The 20,591-nt window shown below is 33.8% G+C and carries 15 protein-coding genes; 11 read left to right on the plus strand and 4 right to left on the minus strand.

All coding sequences use genetic code 11. The features are described 5' to 3' along the window. Positions 1–219: 219 nt before the first annotated feature. Together ACWCL1_RS05570 and ACWCL1_RS05575 are read right to left on the minus strand one after the other, a co-directional pair. Positions 220–513, minus strand: a complete 294-nt coding sequence (locus ACWCL1_RS05570; protein WP_454545920.1) for a YbaN family protein — start codon at positions 511–513, stop codon at positions 220–222. Between the two features lie 60 nt (positions 514–573). Beyond that, positions 574–1,191, minus strand: a complete 618-nt coding sequence (locus ACWCL1_RS05575) for a DedA family protein (RefSeq protein WP_454545921.1) — start codon at positions 1,189–1,191, stop codon at positions 574–576. Between the two features lie 281 nt (positions 1,192–1,472). Here ACWCL1_RS05575 and ACWCL1_RS05580 point away from each other — a divergent pair, with 281 nt between their 5' ends. After that, a complete protein-coding gene (locus tag ACWCL1_RS05580; RefSeq protein ID WP_454545922.1) occupies positions 1,473–6,713 on the plus strand; it encodes a mucin-binding protein in 5,241 nt (1,746 codons plus the stop codon). Between the two features lie 452 nt (positions 6,714–7,165). Here the strand turns inward: ACWCL1_RS05580 and ACWCL1_RS05585 are convergent, their stop codons facing one another. Further along, positions 7,166–8,860 (minus strand): oleate hydratase, encoded by a 1,695-nt coding sequence (locus ACWCL1_RS05585; protein WP_454545923.1) that lies wholly within the window; start codon positions 8,858–8,860, stop codon positions 7,166–7,168. Positions 8,861–9,034: 174 nt separating this feature from the next. On the opposite strand from ACWCL1_RS05585, the gene ACWCL1_RS05590 reads away from it, so the two are divergent. The 4 genes from ACWCL1_RS05590 to ACWCL1_RS05605 all read left to right on the plus strand — a co-directional run bounded on the left by ACWCL1_RS05590 (position 9,035) and on the right by ACWCL1_RS05605 (position 11,851). Continuing rightward, a complete protein-coding gene (locus ACWCL1_RS05590) occupies positions 9,035–9,457 on the plus strand; it encodes a CopY/TcrY family copper transport repressor (protein ID WP_454545924.1) in 423 nt (140 codons plus the stop codon). A gap of 26 nt (positions 9,458–9,483) precedes the next feature. Next, positions 9,484–9,927 carry a universal stress protein gene (locus ACWCL1_RS05595; protein ID WP_454545925.1) on the plus strand — a complete coding sequence of 148 codons (444 nt, stop codon included), beginning with the start codon at positions 9,484–9,486 and terminating at the stop codon, positions 9,925–9,927. Between the two features lie 83 nt (positions 9,928–10,010). Beyond that, positions 10,011–10,439, plus strand: coding sequence for a MarR family winged helix-turn-helix transcriptional regulator (locus tag ACWCL1_RS05600; RefSeq protein WP_454545926.1), 429 nt, complete (start codon positions 10,011–10,013; stop codon positions 10,437–10,439). Positions 10,440–10,504: 65 nt separating this feature from the next. Continuing rightward, the gene (locus ACWCL1_RS05605) at positions 10,505–11,851 is read left to right on the plus strand and encodes a flavocytochrome c (RefSeq protein WP_454545927.1); all 1,347 of its coding nucleotides are present in this window, start codon (positions 10,505–10,507) and stop codon (positions 11,849–11,851) included. Here the strand turns inward: ACWCL1_RS05605 and ACWCL1_RS05610 are convergent. Continuing rightward, positions 11,848–12,726, minus strand: coding sequence for a LysR family transcriptional regulator (locus tag ACWCL1_RS05610; protein WP_454545928.1), 879 nt, complete (start codon positions 12,724–12,726; stop codon positions 11,848–11,850). The two genes, ACWCL1_RS05605 and ACWCL1_RS05610, sit on opposite strands and share 4 nt — an antisense overlap. Before the next feature lie 134 nt (positions 12,727–12,860). Between ACWCL1_RS05610 and ACWCL1_RS05615 the strand changes: the two genes are divergently transcribed. The 6 genes from ACWCL1_RS05615 (at position 12,861) to pcrA (ending at position 20,578) form a co-directional block, all read left to right on the plus strand. Beyond that, positions 12,861–14,480, plus strand: coding sequence for a malolactic enzyme (locus tag ACWCL1_RS05615; protein ID WP_454545929.1), 1,620 nt, complete (start codon positions 12,861–12,863; stop codon positions 14,478–14,480). A 21-nt stretch (positions 14,481–14,501) separates the two neighbouring features. Continuing rightward, on the plus strand, positions 14,502–15,479 hold the full coding sequence (locus ACWCL1_RS05620; protein WP_454545930.1) for an AEC family transporter: 978 nt from the start codon (positions 14,502–14,504) through the stop codon (positions 15,477–15,479). Between the two features lie 187 nt (positions 15,480–15,666). Continuing rightward, positions 15,667–16,254 carry an ECF transporter S component gene (locus ACWCL1_RS05625; protein ID WP_454545979.1) on the plus strand — a complete coding sequence of 196 codons (588 nt, stop codon included), beginning with the start codon at positions 15,667–15,669 and terminating at the stop codon, positions 16,252–16,254. A 13-nt stretch (positions 16,255–16,267) separates the two neighbouring features. Further along, on the plus strand, positions 16,268–16,915 hold the full coding sequence (locus tag ACWCL1_RS05630) for a glycoside hydrolase family 73 protein (protein ID WP_454545931.1): 648 nt from the start codon (positions 16,268–16,270) through the stop codon (positions 16,913–16,915). Positions 16,916–17,013: 98 nt separating this feature from the next. Further along, positions 17,014–18,159, plus strand: coding sequence for a 5-(carboxyamino)imidazole ribonucleotide synthase (locus tag ACWCL1_RS05635; RefSeq protein WP_454545932.1), 1,146 nt, complete (start codon positions 17,014–17,016; stop codon positions 18,157–18,159). A gap of 220 nt (positions 18,160–18,379) precedes the next feature. Continuing rightward, positions 18,380–20,578 carry a DNA helicase PcrA gene (gene pcrA, locus ACWCL1_RS05640; protein ID WP_454545980.1) on the plus strand — a complete coding sequence of 733 codons (2,199 nt, stop codon included), beginning with the start codon at positions 18,380–18,382 and terminating at the stop codon, positions 20,576–20,578. The last annotated feature ends 13 nt before the right edge of the window (positions 20,579–20,591 follow it).

Genomic DNA, 20,591 nt, shown 5'->3' on the forward strand with positions numbered 1-20,591 from the left:
AAAGAATAATTGCATATGTAATTTTCAAAAAATGATTGAACAAAACGTATTATAACGGATATTGTTCATTTTGTAATTACTTTTAGATAAATTTTGTAATTTGTCATTTTATTGTAATGTAAATAACTTAATATAATGGTAAGAAAGCAGATTTAAAACTATTATTAATCTAATAAAATATAAAAAAGACTGTGATTATTTCACAGTCTTAGAATAGATTTATTTTTCTTTTTTATTTGCAAATTTATCAGCTAAATGTCGTAACCAAGCTAACTTAGAATTAGTTTGATAAATATGTTCAAATCTGTGTTCAAATTTTAAAATATACTTTTGATAGAATTTTCGTTCACGAATCCATGCATGAAATTTAGGAGAGCCTTTTGAAAGGCTAAAGAAAGCAATCAATAAAAAAGGAACTTGCGGAATAACTGGGAAGATTAAACCAATTATCCCTAAAACAAAGAAAATAATGGCTACAATAAGCCAACATGTTTTTTTTGCATATGCTGTCAAAAGCTTCCCACCTCTCAAAATTATTGAGATAATTCTACCATTTTAAAGGCAAAAAGCCAATTAATTACTTTTATTTTTTCGATTTTTACGATAAATTAAATATCCAACTCCACCGAGGATAATTACAATTCCTAATACGATGAAACTATATTCTTCAATGAGTACAGAAAGTTTTTCCCATGAGTTTCCAGCAAAACGTCCGACTAAAATTAATGCTGTATTCCAAATAATAGAACCGCCTACAGTAAATAAGAGAAATTTTTTCATTGAAAATTCAGCCATTCCGGCAGGAATAGAGATTAAACTGCGTACCACTGGTAAAAATCTTCCCCAAAAAACAGTTAAACTTCCATGTTTATCAAAGAATTTTTGTGCTTTTTGAAGATGTTCCATTTTAAAATGAAGAATTTTTCCCCATTTTCCTTGAATTAAGCGTTCAAGTGTTTCAAATGAAATCAATTTACCAAGCATGTATAAAACAACTGCACCAATTAAAGCACCAATTGTAGATGCTAAAACTAAACCACCAATGTTTAAATTCGCAGAAAGCGAAAGAAATCCACTAAAAGTTAAAATTACTTCAGAAGGAATTGGTGGAAAGATGTTTTCAATTGCAATTAATAACGCAACTGCTACATATCCGTAGTTACTTATAAAATCTGTGATTGTTGAATTCATATATTGCCTTTCTTTTTTAGGATAATTTAAGTTTATCTAAAAAAAGAAGAAAATACTATAATAATTAAATTATTTTAATGTAAAGTGAAAATAATTTTAAATATTGGATAATAAGTCGGATCTTTAATGAATGATAAAAATAAGATTGAGTAAGAAGAAATTAAGATAGATAAGAAAAAGTTAAGATAGATGCAAAAAAAAAGAAAAAATTGTAAAAACAAAAAATTGATAATACTATAAAGATAACTATATAGATATGTGTAAGCTAAAGGAGAAAAAATATGCGGAGTAAGAGTTATTTTGGAAATAAAGTTAATAAAATAAAATTATACAAAAAAGGAAAATTGTGGGTAGCAGCTTCATTAACAGTTGTAACTTTTGGATTAAGTTCATATTCAACAGTTAGTGCAAATCAAGTAACAGTTTTATCAAGTAAAGAAAGTAGTATAGTATCAAGTTCAGCAAGCGAGAGTACAGCAAGTAAAGAAAGTAGTACAGTATCAAGTTCAGCAAGCGAGAGTACAGCAAGTAAAGAAAGTAGTACAGTATCAAGTTCAGCAAGCGAGAGTACAGCAAGTAAAGAAAGTAGTACAGTATCAAGTTCAGCAAGCGAGAGTACAGCAAGTAAAGAAAGTAGTACAGTATCAAGTTCAGCAAGTGAGAGTACAGCAAGTAAAGAAAGTAGTACAGTATCAAGTTCAGCAAGTGAGAGTACAGCAAGTAAAGAAAGTAGTACAGTATCAAGTTCAGTAAGTAGTGAAAATAGTGCCACAGCAGTTTTAGTAAGTACAGAAAGTAATGCAGCAATAGGAAATGTTACTCAAACAACGAATGCAGCTACCGATGATATGATGCAAAAGTTGGCTAAAAGCGGTTCGTATGCTTATGATCCTTACTATGGAACTTGGACTTTCTTCTTTGTTGACCAAAATGGGAATACTCTTTATTATCCGGTAGGATGTACGGATGCTTCTTCAAGTAAAGCAAGGGCTTTTGTTACCTCATATGTAAAGAAGATTGAAAGTGAAGGTTATGTGTATGACCACTGTGATAGTTTATATAACAATGTAAATGGGTATTCGTATAACTATATAACAATCGTGTTTAACAAAGCACCTTTAGTTCAAGGTGGTAAAGTTACAGTTCAGTATGTTGATTCAACAACAGGAAAGGTATTGCAAACCGGGACAGCAACATATAAGAGTAGTACAGGCGAAACAAGTGATACGCCGTATGTAGGATATACGTATACTACCACTCCTGTAACTATTCCGGGGTATACTTTAAGCAAAACACCGTCAAACGCAACGGGAACAGTAACAAAGAATGCGCAAACAGTGACGTATGAATATACTCCTAATCAAGAGACCGCTAAAATTCAAATTATTGATGATTCTGAAGGCGGCAAGGTTATTGATACTGTAACTGTTAACGGAACATATGGATCAACATCTACGTATGATATTAATAGTTACTTAAATTCAAATTATCCAAACTATAATGTCGAATCAGATAATTGGCCAGGTTCAATCACTTGGAATAGTTCAAATGATGGGACCGTTCCAACTTATCAAGTAAAGTTAACCCATAAGACACAAAGTAGTACAGATACGAAAACAGTTACACAAACGATTAAGTATCAATACTCAGATGGGACGCAAGCAGAACCAACTAAGACAACGACAATTACATTTACAAGACCAGCAACCAAAGACTTAGTTACTGGAAATGTTACGTATGGCTCATGGACAAATGAGACGGGAACGGATGAATTTCCATCAGTTCAATCTCCACAAATCCCAGGGTATACTGCTAGTCCTAGTCAATCGACTGCTATTACGGGAATTACAGCAAATTCGTCCGATAATAATCAGACAGTTACCTATGTTGCAAATAAAGAAGAAATGACCATCGTTTATTATGATATGGACGAGCATAAGGTGTTACAACAAAATATTTTGCAAGGTGATTATAATACTTCACCTGATTACGATTACCAAAGTATAATTCAAAAGTTTGAAAATGCTGGTTATAAGATTGCTAAAGATACAATTCCATCAGGTGGATTGAAGTTTGATAATTCTGGTAATCAACACTATGAAGTCGACTTTACCCATACAACAACAACTTTACCAAGTGATTCAGAAGGATTAACAAAAGTAATTACCCATACAATTCACTATGTTGATTCAACAGGAAAGACCGTTGCTCCAGATGTTGTACAATCGATCACTTATACCCGTGGCGCAACGAAGGATAATGTTACTGGTAATATTACCTATACGGATTGGACAACAACGACTGATCCAGCTGAATTTCCATCAGTTGTTTCTCCAATCGTTGATGGCTATACTCCGAGTCAACAGGATAGTGGAACGGTTCCAGTAAACAGTAACTCTTCAGACTCTGATGAAACAATTGTTTATACAAAAAATGGGAGTTCTCAAACACCTACAGATGATACAGCAACAGTTACGGAAACTATTAACTATATTAATAGTAGTGGTGTTGTTTTACACGCACCGACAACAGTAACGATTACCTTCAAACGAAATGCTGATGGGACATATACAGCAGAAGGTAGCGATGATTTTCCAGCAGTTACTGCTCCAGAAATTTCAGGATATACTCCAGACGTTTCAAGTATTCCAGAAATTGATAATGTTAAAGCCACAGATGCAAATATTGAAAAGACAATTGTGTATAGTCCAACGCAGTCTTCAATTACAATCACTTACTATGATGAAACAAGTAAAAAGGTAATTAAGACAGATACATTAAGTGGAAATTATAATTCAAGCCCAGATTACGATGCAAATACAATTATTAGCGGATTAGAAAAAAATGGCTATGAGGAAGTAAGTAGTAACTTACCTTCAAGTTTGATTTATACTAATAGTCCACAGTCATATACCGTTAATTTCCAACATACTTATACTACAAATACGGAAAGTTCAACGGTTACACAGACAATTAATTATAATTATTCTGATGGACAAAAAGCTGCTGATTCTGTAAATAAGCAATTAACTTTTACACGAACAGCAATGAAAGATAATGTTACTGGTGCTATTCAATATAGTCCATGGTCACCAACAAGTGGAGAGTTTCCATCTGTAACGTCACCAACGATTACCGGATACACTCCAAGTCAGGTACGGAGTCAGGAGATAACCAATGTAGATGGTTCGTCTCAAAATAATGTTCAAAATATTATTTATACCGCTAATCAAGAAAAAATTAATGTAAATTACATTGATCAGACAACCGGAAAAACAATTAAAACAGATACCTTAACGGGTGCATATGATACAACCTCATCATATACAACGGCTGATGAAATTAAGGCTTTAGAGCAACAAGGATATGTTTTAGTACAAGATAATTATCCAACAGGTGGGGCTAAGTTTGATGAAGATGGAGTTGTAAAGTCATATAATGTCATTTTGAAAGAAAATGTTACAACTTCAACTGAATCTCAAACAGTATCACAAACGATTCATTATGTTGACTCTAATGGTAAACAAATTGCTCCAGATAAAGATACTTCTTTGACGTTTACAAGAGATGTAAGCACCAACCAAGTAACTGGGGAAAAAACTTATGGTAATTGGGCACCAGCAACAGGTGAATTTCCACAAGTTCAGTCACCATCGATTACTGGATATACAGTAACACCAGGTGAAGAAGAAAGTCAGGCAGTTAGTGTAACCCCGGATTCAAGTAATAATGTTCAAACAATTACGTATACTGCTAATCAAGAAAGAGCACAAGTTCAATACATTGATGGAACAACAGGTCAAGTTTTATCAACAGCTGATTTAAGCGGAGCATATGGGACAACGGATAGTTATAACCCTGCATCAACGATTCAGAAATATATTAATGAAGGTTATAAACTTTCAAGTGATGATTTTCCTGCAAATGGGGTAGTTTATAACTACGATGGAACCGTTCCGGTATACAAGATCGTATTTGAACATAATACAAGAACAGATACAGCAAGTGATAATCCAGACAATGTTCCAGCTGATGAATTGACACATACTGTTCAACAAACGATTAACTATGTATATAGTGACGGGACAAAAGCAGCTGATTCGGTTACAAATTCAGTTACGTTTAATCGAAGTGTAACGGTTGATCAGGTAACTCATCAAGTTGTATCCGAAGGAGATTGGACACCAGTAAGTGGAACTTATCCATCTGTAACATCACCTACAATTACTGGTTATACTCCTGATGTGACTGCAACAACGGCTAATAACGATGTTTTACCGACGGATAGTAATAGTACAGTCACAGTTACTTACACGGCAAACAAGGAACACGCGGTAGTTAACTACGTAGACGACGCGACAGGTAAAGTTGTCGCAAGTGAAACAGTCGACGGAACATTTGGTGGCACAACGACCTACGATCCAACAAGTGAAGAAAACAAGTTGAAGAACGAAGGTTACACGATCGGAAGCAGCGATCTACCAAGCAACGATCAAATCAAGTTCACACAAGATGGACAAGTACCAACGTACACAGTTCACTTGAATGAAGGGACAACAACATATACACCGGATAACAACCCAGACAACTTAGATTTGACGCACACGGTAAATCAAACGATTCACTATGTATATAGTGATGGCAGTCAAGCCGCACCAGACGCAACTGCTCAAATAACGTTCCACCGGAACGCAACGAAGAACAACGTCACAGGTGAGATCACATATACAGACTGGACACCGGATAGCCAAGAATTCCCAGCAGTAACTTCACCAACGATCACAGGTTACACACCAAGTGCAAGCGCAAGTACGGCAGTTGATGTAANGACAACAACATATACACCGGATAACAACCCAGACAACTTAGATTTGACGCACACGGTAAATCAAACGATTCACTATGTATATAGTGATGGCAGTCAAGCCGCACCAGACGCAACTGCTCAAATAACGTTCCACCGGAACGCAACGAAGAACAACGTCACAGGTGAGATCACATATACAGACTGGACACCGGATAACCAAGAATTCCCAGCAGTAACTTCACCAACGATCACAGGTTACACACCAAGTGCAAGCGCAAGTACGGCAGTTGATGTAAATGAAGGAAGCAGCGACAACACGCAAACGATCACTTACACAGCAAATACACCAAGTGTAAGCGCAAGTATAGCAGTCGATGTAGATAGAGGAAATAGTGGCAACCCACAAATGATCACTTATACATCAAACAAGGAACACGCCGAGGTTATCAATAGTCGAGAAAATAAAATATTGCGAAGTGTTTTAAAGGAAAAAACTTTAGAAGAGGAATCTAGAAAAACAAATAGAAGTGCAGAAATTAAACAAGACTTTTTAAGTAATAAACATGATAATAACTCAAATGAATCAAAAGAAATTATTAATAAGTTGCCGCAAACAGGCGAGAAATCAAATCATTATAGTTTGTGGGGAAATATATTAATTGCATTATCCGGTATTTTATCAATATTCGGATTAGCAAAAAAAGAGGATGATTAATTTATATATTAGTATAATTAAAATTATTGCGTTATCAAATTAATTTTATGAATTGGCTTGGGATAAAAAGATAATAAAAATGCGATTTTACCACGTAGTGTAAAATCGCATTTTTATTAAGAAAAACGTAATAACAAAAGCTATTAATTAGATTTACAAAATATAAAATAGTTAATATATTAGTTTTATCAAAAAAAGATATTAATGTTCAAAAATACGAAAGAAATTGTTATTAGTAGAGCGGCAGGAGGAAACGAATTGGTTAGATTATTTTTGATATAAATTAATAATAGGTAATATATCAGTATATTTGTATGTAATGAAGAAATTAGGGTAAAAACAAAAGAACTGAATTTTGTTAAATCTAGAATTCAGTTCTTAATGGTTTAATTTAATAAAGTATTCAATTTTGTAACGCACTTTATGACTTTTTAATTAGTGTTTTAGATAAACTAATCAAACATTCGTTTAGCAGCTTTCATTAATGTAAGCGGATCATGATCATAACGTGGAGTTTTAACGAGCTTAGATTCTGGAACGTCAGCAAAATGGAAAGCCGCAATTTCACCCGAGCGAACAGCACTTTGTTCAGTAAAGATCATTTGATATGGTTGTTCAACGAATTCACCCGTAAAGGCAAGGTTAGTTGAAAAATCAGGAATGATTTTTGGACGATCAGATTTAGCTCGATTGTTAAATAATGCGGATGCATATGGCATGTAAACTGGAATACAGTTAATTACGCTGTCTAAGATTTCATCTTTCTTTGTCTTAATGTTAATTGGACCAGGATCAACTTTCGATAATTGACCAATTAATTCTTCAAGCATTTCTTTTCCAGTCATCTTGATGTATTGTTTATGAACAAATTCACCTTCACGCCGTGGATATAAGAAGTATCCCCAAATAACAGCTTCATTTGGCTTTTGTGATGTAAAGTGTGGTTGATGATGAACTACAATTGACATATTTACATCTTTTTGACCAAGTGGCGTGATTGGTTCAGTTGAAATAAATGAATTTAATGCATTTCCAGGAACTTGGTTAGTAATTCGAGTAATTTCATTTAACAAAACGTGATCTTTGGTAGTTAATGTGAAACTAACCCATTCGGATGCATCCCGATCTGCAAAGAATTTATCTGGATTACCAAGATTGTAAAAATGTTGAGTTGCTTGTTTCCAAAGTGAGGAAGCAGCACCATAATCAGGATTTTCAGGTGCAGGGGTATTGTAGTCTCCTAAAGTTGCTGAATCTGTGATTGAACCATTGGTGAAGAAAACCGCCGTTTCATCATCAACGTTGACATGTTCCATTGTATTAGTTTCAACATTTTCCATTTCTAAGCCAGTTACTGTAATTTCGTCTTGCATTTTAGTTTCTTTAAAGTCAAATGCAGTTACGCGCCGATTCATTATAAATTTACATCCTTGACCTTCTAAATATTTGATCAATGGAAGCATGATACTTTCAAATTGATTATAGCGAGTCCGATTAACTCCAACTAAATGTTCAATTTGGGTAAATTCATAAATCATTTGGTGCATGTAACGCCGTAATTCTTGAGCACTAGATTGCGTTCTAAATGCAAAAGTTGTTTCCCACATATACCAAAAATTGGTTTGGAAAATATGAGGATCATCTTTGAAGTATTCAGCGATTGAAACATTATCTAATTGAGTTTCTTCGTCATCGCGCATTAAAATTAATTTTGTAAGTAATAAACGATCGGTATTGTTTAAACCAAGTTTATGGCCATCAACAATTCCTTTACCGCCTTGAAGTAAACGACCAACATCATATGTACGATGATGTGCATCAAAATCACGCGTATCTTCCGCAGCAGTCATTCCAGGTTCAGTAACTGAAGGGATCCGACTTAAAAGATCCATTAAATCAACGTATGTGCGGTAATTTAACATTCGACCACCACGTGCGATGAATCCTTTAGTATTTTCCATTGGATGATTTTTATTCCAATATTCTTCAGCCGCTTCTGAAGCAGTAGATCCATCATTGGCACCGTGTTTATCTAATGCAAAAAAAGTAATCCCTTCAGGATCCCAATGTCCTTCTTGAATGAGATATACGGCAGCTGCCATGTTGGCAATTCCAGCGCCGATCATCATTGCTTTACTTTTTGTCATGCTAATCCCTCCCAAAATTTATGTTAACGATTACACTTTAATTATACTATTATAGATAAATTTATGTCTATTGATAGGCAAAAAAACCTTTAAATTAAAGGCTACACCATTTACAATAATGCTGATTTCATTGTAAAATAATACGTAAAAGTTTAATAAAAGAAGGTAGTGGGGATGGCAGAAAAAGTTGAGATTAGTAATGCAGAATGGGAAGTTATGCGGCTACTATGGACATTAAATCATGCAACTAGTCGGCAATTGATTGATCTATTATCTGAAAAATTTGACTGGAAAGATGCGACTATCAAAACTTTATTGCGACGTCTAGTTGATAAAAATTATGTCAGAATCAAAGAAGATGGGCGCAGTTTTATTTATTATCCAAATGTTTCTGAACAACCAACGATTAATCATCAGATTATGAATGCTTTTAATAAAATTTGTCAAATGCACGTTGGTGAAACCCTTGATTTTGTTTTGAATCAAGTTCCATTATCTAAAAAAGACATTAAGCAACTAGAAAAAACATTGGCTGCCAAAAAGAAGGATGCACCTGATATTTTAAAGTGTAATTGTTTACCTAATTGTAGGGATTAATTTTGAAGGGAAGCGAGTTGATTAAAATGACTTCAGAACCAATCAAAAATGTTAAACGCATTTTAGTTGGAGTAGATGATTCAGATGATGCGCAATTAGCATTTCGCGTTGCAATGCGCCGTGCAATTGACTTGGATGCTCAATTGTACATTGTATCAATTTTAGAATCACATGAAATGAATGTTTTTCAAGCTTTAAATGCTGATTATGTTCATGGACAACAAAAAGAACTTGAAAAACATTTAGAAAAATATAAAAAAGTAGCAATTGAAGCGGGAGTAAAACGGGTTGAAACTGTGATTGCGGAAGGTAATCCAGGTGAAACAATTGTTAAAAATGTTATTCCAGAAATTAAGCCAGATCTTTTAGTGATTGGTGCACTTGCTAAAGAAGGACTTAAAAAATATTTTGGATCACAAGCTGCTTATATGGCAAAATATGCGCCCATATCAGTACTAGTTGTGCGTTAGTAATTATTTACAATCTTTTTTTGACGTTGTATAATATTAAAACGCATAAACTAAGATAATTTTATAATTAGGAAGTGTAAGTTATGCTTTCATTGCAAAAAACAATGATTGATTTATTACAAAAAGTCCAACTTCATAATCACTTAAACCAATATGATGAATTTGAAAAATTAGGTGCAATTGATGTTTATTATTTAGAAGCAATTAATCAAACTAAAAATACAACGATCGGTACAGTTTCACGTTTATTAGGACAATCAACACCAAATACAAATTATCATATTAAAAAATTGATCAATTTAGGCTTGATCGAAAAAAGTATGGATAAGCGCGATCGGCGTGTATTTCACTTAAATGTTACTCCGAAATATACAGAAATGATCGACAATAATACTAAATTTTGGCAAAACTTACAAGATGGATTAGAAGAACAAGTTTCTGCTGCAGATTTAGCAACTTTTAAGCGTGTTTTAAGAACTACGCTTGATGTTATTGATAATACAGAAGAATAAGTTAAAGCAACAGGGCTATTTGTGAATGCAAATAGTCTTGTTGCTATTTTTTTATTAAGGAGTGAATGTTAATGGAAAAGTATCAAATAATTGTATTAGGAGCAGGTTGTGCAGGTTTAACGGCTGCATTGCAAGCTCATGAAATTGGAAAAGATGTTTTGATTTTAGAGAAAATGGCTAAAATTGGGGGGAATTCAATGCGTGCATCTTCAGGAATGAATGCAACAGAAACAGATTTGCAACTAAAAAATGGCATTATTGATAGTGCAAAGCAGTTTTATCAAGAAACTTTCAAAGCTGGTGGGAAAATGAATGATCCCGCATTACTTGAATATTTCACGACGCATACGAATGGTGCAGTTGAATGGTTAAAACAATTTGATGTTCAATTAGGAGACTTAACAACTCTTGGCGGAATGAGTCTTGCACGTGCGCATCGTCCTGCTGATACTTCACCAATTGGAGCTTATTTGGTTAAAAAATTAGCGCAAGCAGCTCAAGATGCACATATTCCAATTAAAGTTAATGCTAAGGCAACTAAAGTAATTCAAAATGACGATCACTCACTAACATTAATGGTTGAAGAAGATGGCAAACGCGTTGAATATACTTGTGATGCATTAATTTTAGCTACTGGTGGTTTTGGAGCGGCTAAAGAGATGATTGCTAAACATGCTCCTCAATATGCAAATTACAAAACAACTAATCAGCCAGGGACAACAGGAGATGGATTAAAATTAGCACGCCAATTAGGTGCTCAACTAATTCAGCTAAACCAAGTTCAAATTCATCCAACTGTCCAACAAGATAATGAACATACATACTTAATTGGAGAAACAGTTCGGGGTGAAGGTGCAATTCTTGTTAATTCAGAAGGTAAGAGATTTGTCAATGAATTAGATACACGCAAAAACGTTTCAAATGCCATTATTGCACAACCTACTAAGCATGCATACTTAATTTTAGATCAAAAGGTGCGTAAACGCGTTAAGGCACTTGATTTTTATGAAAAAATCGGCCTGGTAGTTAAGGCCGATACAATTAAAGATTTAGCAAGTCAAATTGACATTGACCAAACACAATTACAAGCAACGATTGATCAATGGAATACAAATGTCAATCAAAAAAAAGATGATCAATTTAAGCGCACTACAGGTATGCAAATAATTGATCAAGCATCATTTTATGCTATTCATGTTGCGCCGGCAATTCATTACACCATGGGAGGAATTCACATTGATAAACACACATGTGTGCTAAATGAAAATGGAGAGGCAATTTCGGGAGTATTTGCAGCAGGAGAAGTTTCAGGAGGACTTCATGGAAATAATCGCGTTGGCGGAAATTCAATTGCCGAAACAGTTGTATTTGGACGCCAAGCAGGAATTCAAGCAAGTAAATATTTAAACTAGATTGACGTTCTTAAAATTGAAAGCAACTCTTTTTGATTAGGAGTTAAAACATGGTTAGTTCGATAAACAATTGACATATTAAAGGTTGGAAATTCAGTTGCGTTAATTGAAATCGAATGAAGTTGCTCGGTTGGTACAATGGCAATATCTGCAAGCAATCCAATGCCCACATTTTCAGAAACGAGTGCTTTTAAAATATTGATATTATCAGTTTGAACAATAACATTAGGATGAAAGTGTCCCATTTGAGCAATTTTTGTCAATGCTTGGTTATGAATATAACTTTCATTTTGAATGATAAATGGTTGGTTTTTTAATTCAGATAAACTAACCATTTTTTTATGTGCCCAAGGATGAGTTTTACTTACAATGATTTTAAATGATGATGTTCCAAATAGTTCAGCGACAATTCCAGGATGCTTAATTTGATTAAGAGTTCCAAGTAACGCTAAATCTAAGTCACCATTTAATAACATTTGATGACAAAATTTAGAACCACGACTAATAATGTTGAGTTTATTTAATAAGTTATGTCGTAAAAGTGCAGGAGTAGCCTTAGGAAAATAATAAGTTCCAATAATTGGAGGTAATCCAAAAGTAATCTTGTGTAAATTAGCGTGTTGAATTTCTTTATTAGCAATTTCAAGTTCCTTAATGATTTGACTGCTATGAGCATAGAATTGATGACCAGCTTCTGTAATCAAAAGTTCTTTATGAGATTGATCACGAATGAAAAATTTAGTATTAAATTCTTGTTCAAGTCGTTTAATTGCCATCGTAATGGTAGGTTGAGAAACACTAAATTTTTGAGCAACAAGCGAAAAATTTTTGCTCTCAATTAATGCATTAAAATATTTTAAATCTTTAATGTTCATTCTAATCACCTATTATGACTGATTTTGTGGTTATCATATAAATTATATTTATAGTATACCATTAATTTGACTATATTTATTTTAGTAACTTAAAATGCAGTTGTAAATTAATAAAGATAAAAGAGGCGTTAAATATGAAACGTGGACTTGATGTACTAAATGATCCTTTTTTGAATAAAGGAACCGCATTTACTAAAGAAGAAAGAAAAGCTTTAGGGTTGGTTGGAATCTTACCTGTTAATGTACAAACACTTGAGGAACAAGCTGATCAAACTTATGCACATTTTCAATCTAAACCAACTGATTTTGAAAAAAGAAAATTTTTAATGGAGATTTTTAATACTAATCGCACACTATTTTACTATTTAATGGAACAACATTTAGTAGAATTTATGCCAATTGTATATGATCCAGTAATTGCAGATTCAATTGAAAATTACAGTCATGTATTTGTACAACCACAAGATGCAGCATTTCTTTCAATTGATGCTCAAGACGAAATTGAAGAAAGTTTAAAAAATGCAGCAAATGGACGTGATATTAAATTAATTGTAGTTTCAGATGCAGAAGCAATTTTAGGAATTGGTGATTGGGGAACTCAAGGTGTTGACATTTCAATTGGGAAATTAATGGTTTATACTGCAGCTGCGGGAATTGATCCGCAAAATGTTTTACCAGTTTCTTTAGATGCAGGAACTGATAATGAAACCTTATTAAATGATCCATTATATTTAGGAAATCATCATAAACGTATTTATGGTGATAAATACAATGAAATGGTTGACCGGTTTGTAACTGCAGCACGTAAATTGTTCCCAGATGTTTTGATTCATTTTGAAGATTTTGGACGTTCTAATGCAGATGTCATTTTGGAAAAATACCAAGATCAAATTCCTGTATTTAATGATGATATTCAAGGAACTGGAATTATTTGTTTAGCCGGAGTTTTAGGAGCTTTAAATATTTCAAAAGAAAAATTAACTGACCAAGTTTTCCTTACATTTGGCGCCGGAACTGCTGGATGTGGAATTGCTAAGATGTTATGTGATGAATTAGTGCGGGAAGGATTATCAAAAGAAGAAGCTAAAAAACATTTCTACTTAGTTGATAAGCAAGGATTGCTCTTTGAAGATACAGAAGGGCTAACTAAAGCCCAAAAGCCTTTTGTACGGCAACGAAGTGAATTTGAAAATCCAGATGAATTAACTGATTTAGAAGCAATTGTTAAAGCAGTTCATCCAACGGTGATGATCGGAACTTCTAAGCAAGCGGGAGCCTTTACTGAATCAATTGTAAAGGAAATGGCTGCGCATACTGAAAGACCAATTATTTTCCCAATTTCTAATCCAACTAAGTTATTGGAAGCTAAAGCAGAAGACTTAATCAAATGGACCGATGGAAAAGCCTTAGTAGCAACTGGAATTCCTTCTGCACCAGTTGAATACAAAGGAGTTAAGTATACAATTGGCCAAGCAAATAATGCGTTAGTTTATCCTGGGGTTGGCTTTGGTGCAATTGCTGCAAAAGCTAAAGTTGTTAATGAAGAAATGTTAGCCCAAGCAGCCCATGCTTTAGGTGGCATTGTTGATAGTTCAAAGGCAGGAGCAGCAGTATTACCGCCAGTTGTTCAGTTGACTGAATTTACTCAAACAGTCGCTCAGACAGTTGCTCAAAGTGCAATTGATCAAGGATTATCTGAAATAACAGATGCTAAAAAAACAGTCAGTGAGATGAAATGGGAACCAAAATATTAATTACGAATAGGAGAATTTAGGATGGCAACGTTTTTGACTTCAGTTTCAAGTGTTGTGGTAATCGTTTTGATTATGGCGCTTGGTTATTTACTTAGAAAATTTGGGTGGTTTAGTGATGCTTTTTCAGGCAATATTTCTAATTTAATTACAAAAATAGCATTGCCGGCATCAATTTTCGTATCAGTTCAAGAACACTTGACGCGTTCAAGCTTTGGCGGTTTGGGAGAAGGATTATTATTTCCAGCATTAGGAGTAATGATTGGATATTTAATTGCATATCTTGTAGTTAAAGTCATGAAAGTTCGTCCTGGGCGGCGAGGAATTTTGATGAATGCGATCGTTAATGCCAATACTATTTTTATTGGAATGCCTTTAAATAATGCTTTATTTGGAAGTAAAGCAATGCCATATTTTTTAATTTATTACTTAATTAATACTGTTTCTACATGGGCATTTGGGATTTTCTTAATTTATAACGACGATCCAACGGTAGATAAAAATAATAAACAAAAACATAAACTTAACTGGCAAAAACTTTTGCCAATGCCATTAGTTGGATTGGTGGTTGCAATTATTTGGCTACTTTTAGGTCTTCCAAATGATCAACCATCATTTTTATTTGAAACATTGAAATATATTGGTAATTTGGTGACGCCACTTTCATTAATTTATATTGGGATTGTTTTATGCGATGCGGGATTAAATAATTTCAAATTTGATCGTGATTCAATTGTGGCATTACTTGGACGATTTGTATTATCTCCAATTGTTTTAATTCTTTTAATTAAGTTTGGTGCACCTTTATTACACTTTGATTTACCATGCTTAATGCAACAAACCCTAATTGTCCAATCAGCAACTCCAATGTTAGCGGTATTGCCAATTTTAGCAGATGAAGCGCATGGTGATGTAAAATATGCAACTAACATCGTGGTTATGAGTACAATTTTATTCATCGTAGTTGTGCCAGTTTTAATGGGAATTTTACAATTTATTTAAATTTGGATAAGTATTATGGAAGTTGTGATGAGAATCACAGCTTCTTTTTTATTATCTATAGTTTTAACATAAGGATACAATTTTGGATGAATTTATTTTAATGCTTTTATCACATCTTGTTCTTTTTTTATCAATATTTAAATGCTATAATCACTGATATTAAGTCAGAAAGGGAATCGGATATTTGATTAATCCAAAGCAAAAAATTCGGCGTATCACATTTTTATCAATTTTTGTGGCAATTATTATTATGCAAAATTTGGTGCCTTTTTTAGGCAATATTCCCCTTGGTCCGTTAAGTATTACTTTAATGCATATTACTGTCATTGTGGCAGCGATAGTTTTAGGACCAAAACCAGGAATGATAATTGGTTTAGTGTGGGGATTAATAACTTTTATTCGCGCATTTGTATGGCCGACCAGTCCACTTGCAGCAATTTGTTTCACTAATCCATTAATTTCCGTTTTGCCACGGGTATTAGTAGGAGTAGTTGCAGGTTATGGATATTTAGCATTAAAGAATCATCTAGAAGATAAAGTTGCAATGATGATTTCTGCAGGAGCAGGGAGCGTAACGAATACTTTTTTAGTATTAGGACAAATTTATTTATTTTATCATAATCAAGCCCCACAACTATATGCGGTAAATGTCAAAGAACTTTTACCTTATTTAATGGGGGTAGTTGGGACTAATGGAATTCCAGAAATGATTGCCGCAATGATCACCGTGCCATTAATTGCAAGTGTGTTAATCAAGTTATTGGATAAGAAATAGATTGGAGAGCAAGATGGCAAACAAGTCAAAATCAGTTGCTTCAAAATGGAAAAATCAACTCAAACGTTTCATGACTAAAAAGAATCTAAGAGCAGCAGACTTGGTTTTAATCATCATTGTTGTTTTAATTGGGTCAATGCAGCTAGTTAAATGGACAGAAAAAGAAACTAAAAGTACTACTTCAACAGATCAAACTGAACAGGTCAAAAAAAATTTTATCAAAAAAGTAGCTCCAATCGCTCAAGTAGAACAAAAGAAGTATCATGTTTTAGCAAGCATTACCATTGCACAAGCGGCTTTAGAATCTGATTGGGGTCAAAGTGAGTTATCGCAAAAATATAATAATTTATTTGGAGTAAAAGGTACTGGAACTAATAGTGCTGAAATGACTACGAAAGAATATGTCAATGGACAATGGATTACAACGAAAGCAAGTTTTGTAGTGTATTCTAGTTGGCAAGCGTCAATTGAAGCACATACTAAGTTATTTGTGAATGGAATTGATGGAGATGCTAATCATTATCAAGCAGTTTTAACAGCACAAAATTATCAACAAGCAGCACAAGCCTTACAAGATAATGGGTATGCAACTGATCCAGATTATGCATCAAAATTAATTTCAATTATTGAAAAATATAATTTAGATCAATATGATCAGTAATTCTAAAAGAATATTTATAATATTTTGAATTGTAACCTATGGTATTATAGAAAGTGAACTTAATATTTGAGATTTTAAATAGAGAGTAGTGAGGAAAAATGACAGAAACACTTTTTCCTGGTAGTACAGTGGGAATTATTGGTGACAGTCCAAATGGGATTATGTTAGCACGAACAGCTAAACGAATGGGCTATAAAGTTATTGCGTATAGTAAGTTTGAGGAAAGTCCAACATTGGCAGAAGCAGATGTCAAAATTGTTGGTAGAATGAATGATAAAAATAAATTACAAAATTTTGCACAACGCTGTGACGTAGTTACTTATGAATCTGAACATGTAAATTCAGAAGTAATTAAGTATCTTGAACAGTTTACAAAAGTTCCTCAAGGAAGCGAAGTTTTGGAATACATGCAAGATCGCTTACTTGAACGTGCATTTTTTGAAAATTTAAATGTAAATATCGCACCTTATGCAACCATTGTTAACTTAGATGATGTTTATCAAGCAGTTACTTCAATTGGCTATCCTTGCGTATTAAAACCAATTCAAAAAGGATTAGGAAAAAGCCATCAACAAGTAATTCGCAAGCAATCTGATATTGCTAAATGTGCTGATATTATTGATATGGGAACTTACATTTTAGAATCATGGATTCCATATACCAAAGAATTATCAGTGGTTTTAACTAAAGAGGTGAAGGGAACCATCAACTTTTTCCCTGTAGTTGAAAATATTTATCATGATCACATTTTACATGAATCATTAGTTCCAGCGATGGTTAATAATGATATTGAAGCAGAAGTGCGCAGATTAGCTGCTAAAATTGCACAAAACTTGAACTATGTGGGAACATTACAAATTGCCTTTTTCTTAACCGAAAGTGGAGCAATTTATGTTAAACGCGTTGTGCCTGGATTACATGCAAGTGGATATGTTTTTGATAAAGCAACTAATGTAACAATGTTTGAGCAACATTTACGGGCATTAGCACAAATGCCATTAGTAAAAACTGAATTAATGGAACCAACCGTGGCAATTACAATTGAAAGCCATGATCGGGATGCTTTAAGAACTCAATGGGTTTTAAAAGATAATTGGTATTACAATTTCTTCCGGTATCCACTTTCAATGCGAGTACAAAATACTGAAGGGTACTTGTTAGCACTAGGACCAACCATTGAAACTGTACGTGAACAAGTTGAATCAACTGGAATTTGGGATAATAAGGAAAAACCAGCAGGTTAATAGTAAAAAATAGAGGGACTGTAGCAGTAGTTGCAGTCTCTTTTGCTGTATAATAAGCTCATATTTATTTTAATAGTTAGAATGATTTAACTTTATTTTCAATGAAAAAGATTTTAAAGTGAATCGCCTTAAAAATCCACATCGCTTTTGATATAATTAAATTTGATTGTATCTTTTTATAGGAGGAAATAAATTGGCTGTTACAGATTTATTAGCAAAAATGAATGATAAACAAGCAGAAGCGGTCCAAACAACTGAAGGTCCACTTTTGGTTATGGCGGGTGCTGGAAGTGGAAAAACCCGCGTTTTAACTCATCGCGTAGCATATTTAATTGAAGAAAAAAATGTTAATCCATGGAACATTTTAGCAATTACATTTACTAATAAAGCTGCACGTGAAATGCGTGAACGAATTGATAATTTAATTGATGAAGGTTCTGATGAAATTTGGGTTTCTACATTTCACGCATTATGTGTTCGAATTTTGCGGCGCGATGGTGAAAAAATTGGATATGCTCATGGTTTCACCATTGCAAGTTCAAGTGAACAAAGAACTTTGATGAAACATATTATGGCAGATTTAGATATTGACCCTAAAAAATATAATCCTCGTGCAATTTTAAGTGCAATTTCAAATGCTAAAAATGATTTATTGACTCCAACACAATATCAAGAAAAAGCCAGTGGCGTTTTTGAAGAGATTGTTGCTAAAGCATATGTTGAATATCAAGATCGTTTACAACAAGATCAAGCAATGGATTTTGATGATTTAATTATGAAGACAATCGATTTATTCAAAGAAGCTCCAGCGGTTTTAGAATTTTATCAACGGAAGTTTAAATATATCCACGTCGATGAATACCAAGATACAAATGAAGCTCAATATGAATTGGTTAATTTGTTAGCAGATCAATATCGCAACATTTGTGTTGTTGGGGATGCGGATCAAAGTATTTATGGTTGGCGAGGAGCTAACATGGAAAACATTTTGAATTTTGAAAACGACTATCCTGATGCAAAGGTAATTAAACTTGAACAAAATTATCGTTCAACTAAAACAATCTTAGATGCTGCTAATAAAGTAATTGAACATAACATTAACCGTAAAGTTAAAACTTTATGGACTGAAAATGAACAAGGTGAAAAAATTCATTATTACCGTGGAAATACTGATAGTGAAGAAGCTAACTTCGTAGTTAAAACCATTAAGGACCAAATGCAAAAAGAAGGCTATACTTACCGTGACTTTGCCATTTTATACCGTACAAACGCACAATCACGGAAAATCGAAGAAACGTTAGTTAAGGCTAACATTCCTTACAAATTAGTAGGAGCCCACAAGTTTTATGAACGAAAAGAAATTCTTGATGTATTAGCATACTTACGACTAGCAACTAATCCACAAGATTCACTAAGTTTTGAACGGGTGGTTAACTCACCTAAACGTGGAATTGGAGCTACAAGCATGCGCAAATTACAAGATTTTGCTAATATGCACGGTCTTTCCTTTGAAGAAGCAGCTGAAAATGTGGCTTTAACTGAGATTAAAGGAAAAGCAGCTAATGAATTAACGAAATTTGCACATACAGTTCGAAAACTACATGATTTAGAAAAAACAGAAAATGTCACTGAATTGACTAAAGATATTTTAGAAATGACAGGCTATAAGGCTGAACTTGAACAAACTAAATCATTAGAAAATCAAAGCCGCTTAGAAAACTTGGATGAATTTTTAACAGTTACAAAGCAATTTGATGAACAATGGGAACCAGAAGAGGAAAACAGTGATCCATTTGCAGATTTTCTAGCAGATTTAGCATTGGTTTCTGATCAAGATGATGTTGATGATTCAAATGAAGTTACTTTGATGACATTGCATGCTGCTAAAGGACTAGAGTTTCCGGTAGTCTTTTTAATGGGAATGGAAGAAGGGATTTTCCCATTATCAAGAGCACAATTAGATGAGGATGAATTAGAAGAAGAACGCCGACTAGCATATGTAGGCATTACGCGAGCACAACGGAAATTATATATTACAAATGCACTGTCACGGATGCTTTATGGGAAGCGTCAAGTGAATGCTTCTTCTCGCTTTATCGATGAAATTGGGGATGATTTACTTCAAAGTGAAAATGAACAAGACGAAGCAACGCAACGTTTTGCTAGAAGAACGCAAGCACCATTTGCACGGAAGACTCCAGTTTATCGTAAACCTGCCGGAATGGTGGAAAAACCAAAAGGCACAGGTGCAGATAAAAAGACGTGGAGTGTTGGTGAAAAAGTCTTGCATAAGGCTTGGGGAGAAGGAACCATTGTTAAAGTGACCGGCGAAGGTGAAAATATGGAATTAGATATCGCCTTTAAGAATGAAGGAATTAAACGGTTACTGGCGGCTTTTGCTCCAATTACTAAAAAATAAAGAAGGTGTTGTC

This window comes from Ligilactobacillus sp. LYQ135, from assembly GCF_053711055.1.

What these genes read in the sequence shown, in the direction of transcription:
- ACWCL1_RS05575 (WP_454545921.1), bottom strand. Translation starts at nt 1,191, where the DNA reads ATGAATTCAACAATCACAGATTTTATAAGTAACTACGGATATGTAGCA.
- ACWCL1_RS05585 (WP_454545923.1), bottom strand. Translation starts at nt 8,860, where the DNA reads ATGACAAAAAGTAAAGCAATGATGATCGGCGCTGGAATTGCCAACATG.
- ACWCL1_RS05590 (WP_454545924.1), top strand. Translation starts at nt 9,035, where the DNA reads ATGGCAGAAAAAGTTGAGATTAGTAATGCAGAATGGGAAGTTATGCGG.
- ACWCL1_RS05595 (WP_454545925.1), top strand. Translation starts at nt 9,484, where the DNA reads ATGACTTCAGAACCAATCAAAAATGTTAAACGCATTTTAGTTGGAGTA.
- ACWCL1_RS05600 (WP_454545926.1), top strand. Translation starts at nt 10,011, where the DNA reads ATGCTTTCATTGCAAAAAACAATGATTGATTTATTACAAAAAGTCCAA.
- ACWCL1_RS05605 (WP_454545927.1), top strand. Translation starts at nt 10,505, where the DNA reads ATGTTAATGGAAAAGTATCAAATAATTGTATTAGGAGCAGGTTGTGCA.
- ACWCL1_RS05610 (WP_454545928.1), bottom strand. Translation starts at nt 12,726, where the DNA reads ATGAACATTAAAGATTTAAAATATTTTAATGCATTAATTGAGAGCAAA.
- ACWCL1_RS05615 (WP_454545929.1), top strand. Translation starts at nt 12,861, where the DNA reads ATGAAACGTGGACTTGATGTACTAAATGATCCTTTTTTGAATAAAGGA.
- ACWCL1_RS05620 (WP_454545930.1), top strand. Translation starts at nt 14,502, where the DNA reads ATGGCAACGTTTTTGACTTCAGTTTCAAGTGTTGTGGTAATCGTTTTG.
- ACWCL1_RS05630 (WP_454545931.1), top strand. Translation starts at nt 16,268, where the DNA reads ATGGCAAACAAGTCAAAATCAGTTGCTTCAAAATGGAAAAATCAACTC.
- ACWCL1_RS05635 (WP_454545932.1), top strand. Translation starts at nt 17,014, where the DNA reads ATGACAGAAACACTTTTTCCTGGTAGTACAGTGGGAATTATTGGTGAC.
- pcrA (WP_454545980.1), top strand. Translation starts at nt 18,380, where the DNA reads ATGAATGATAAACAAGCAGAAGCGGTCCAAACAACTGAAGGTCCACTT.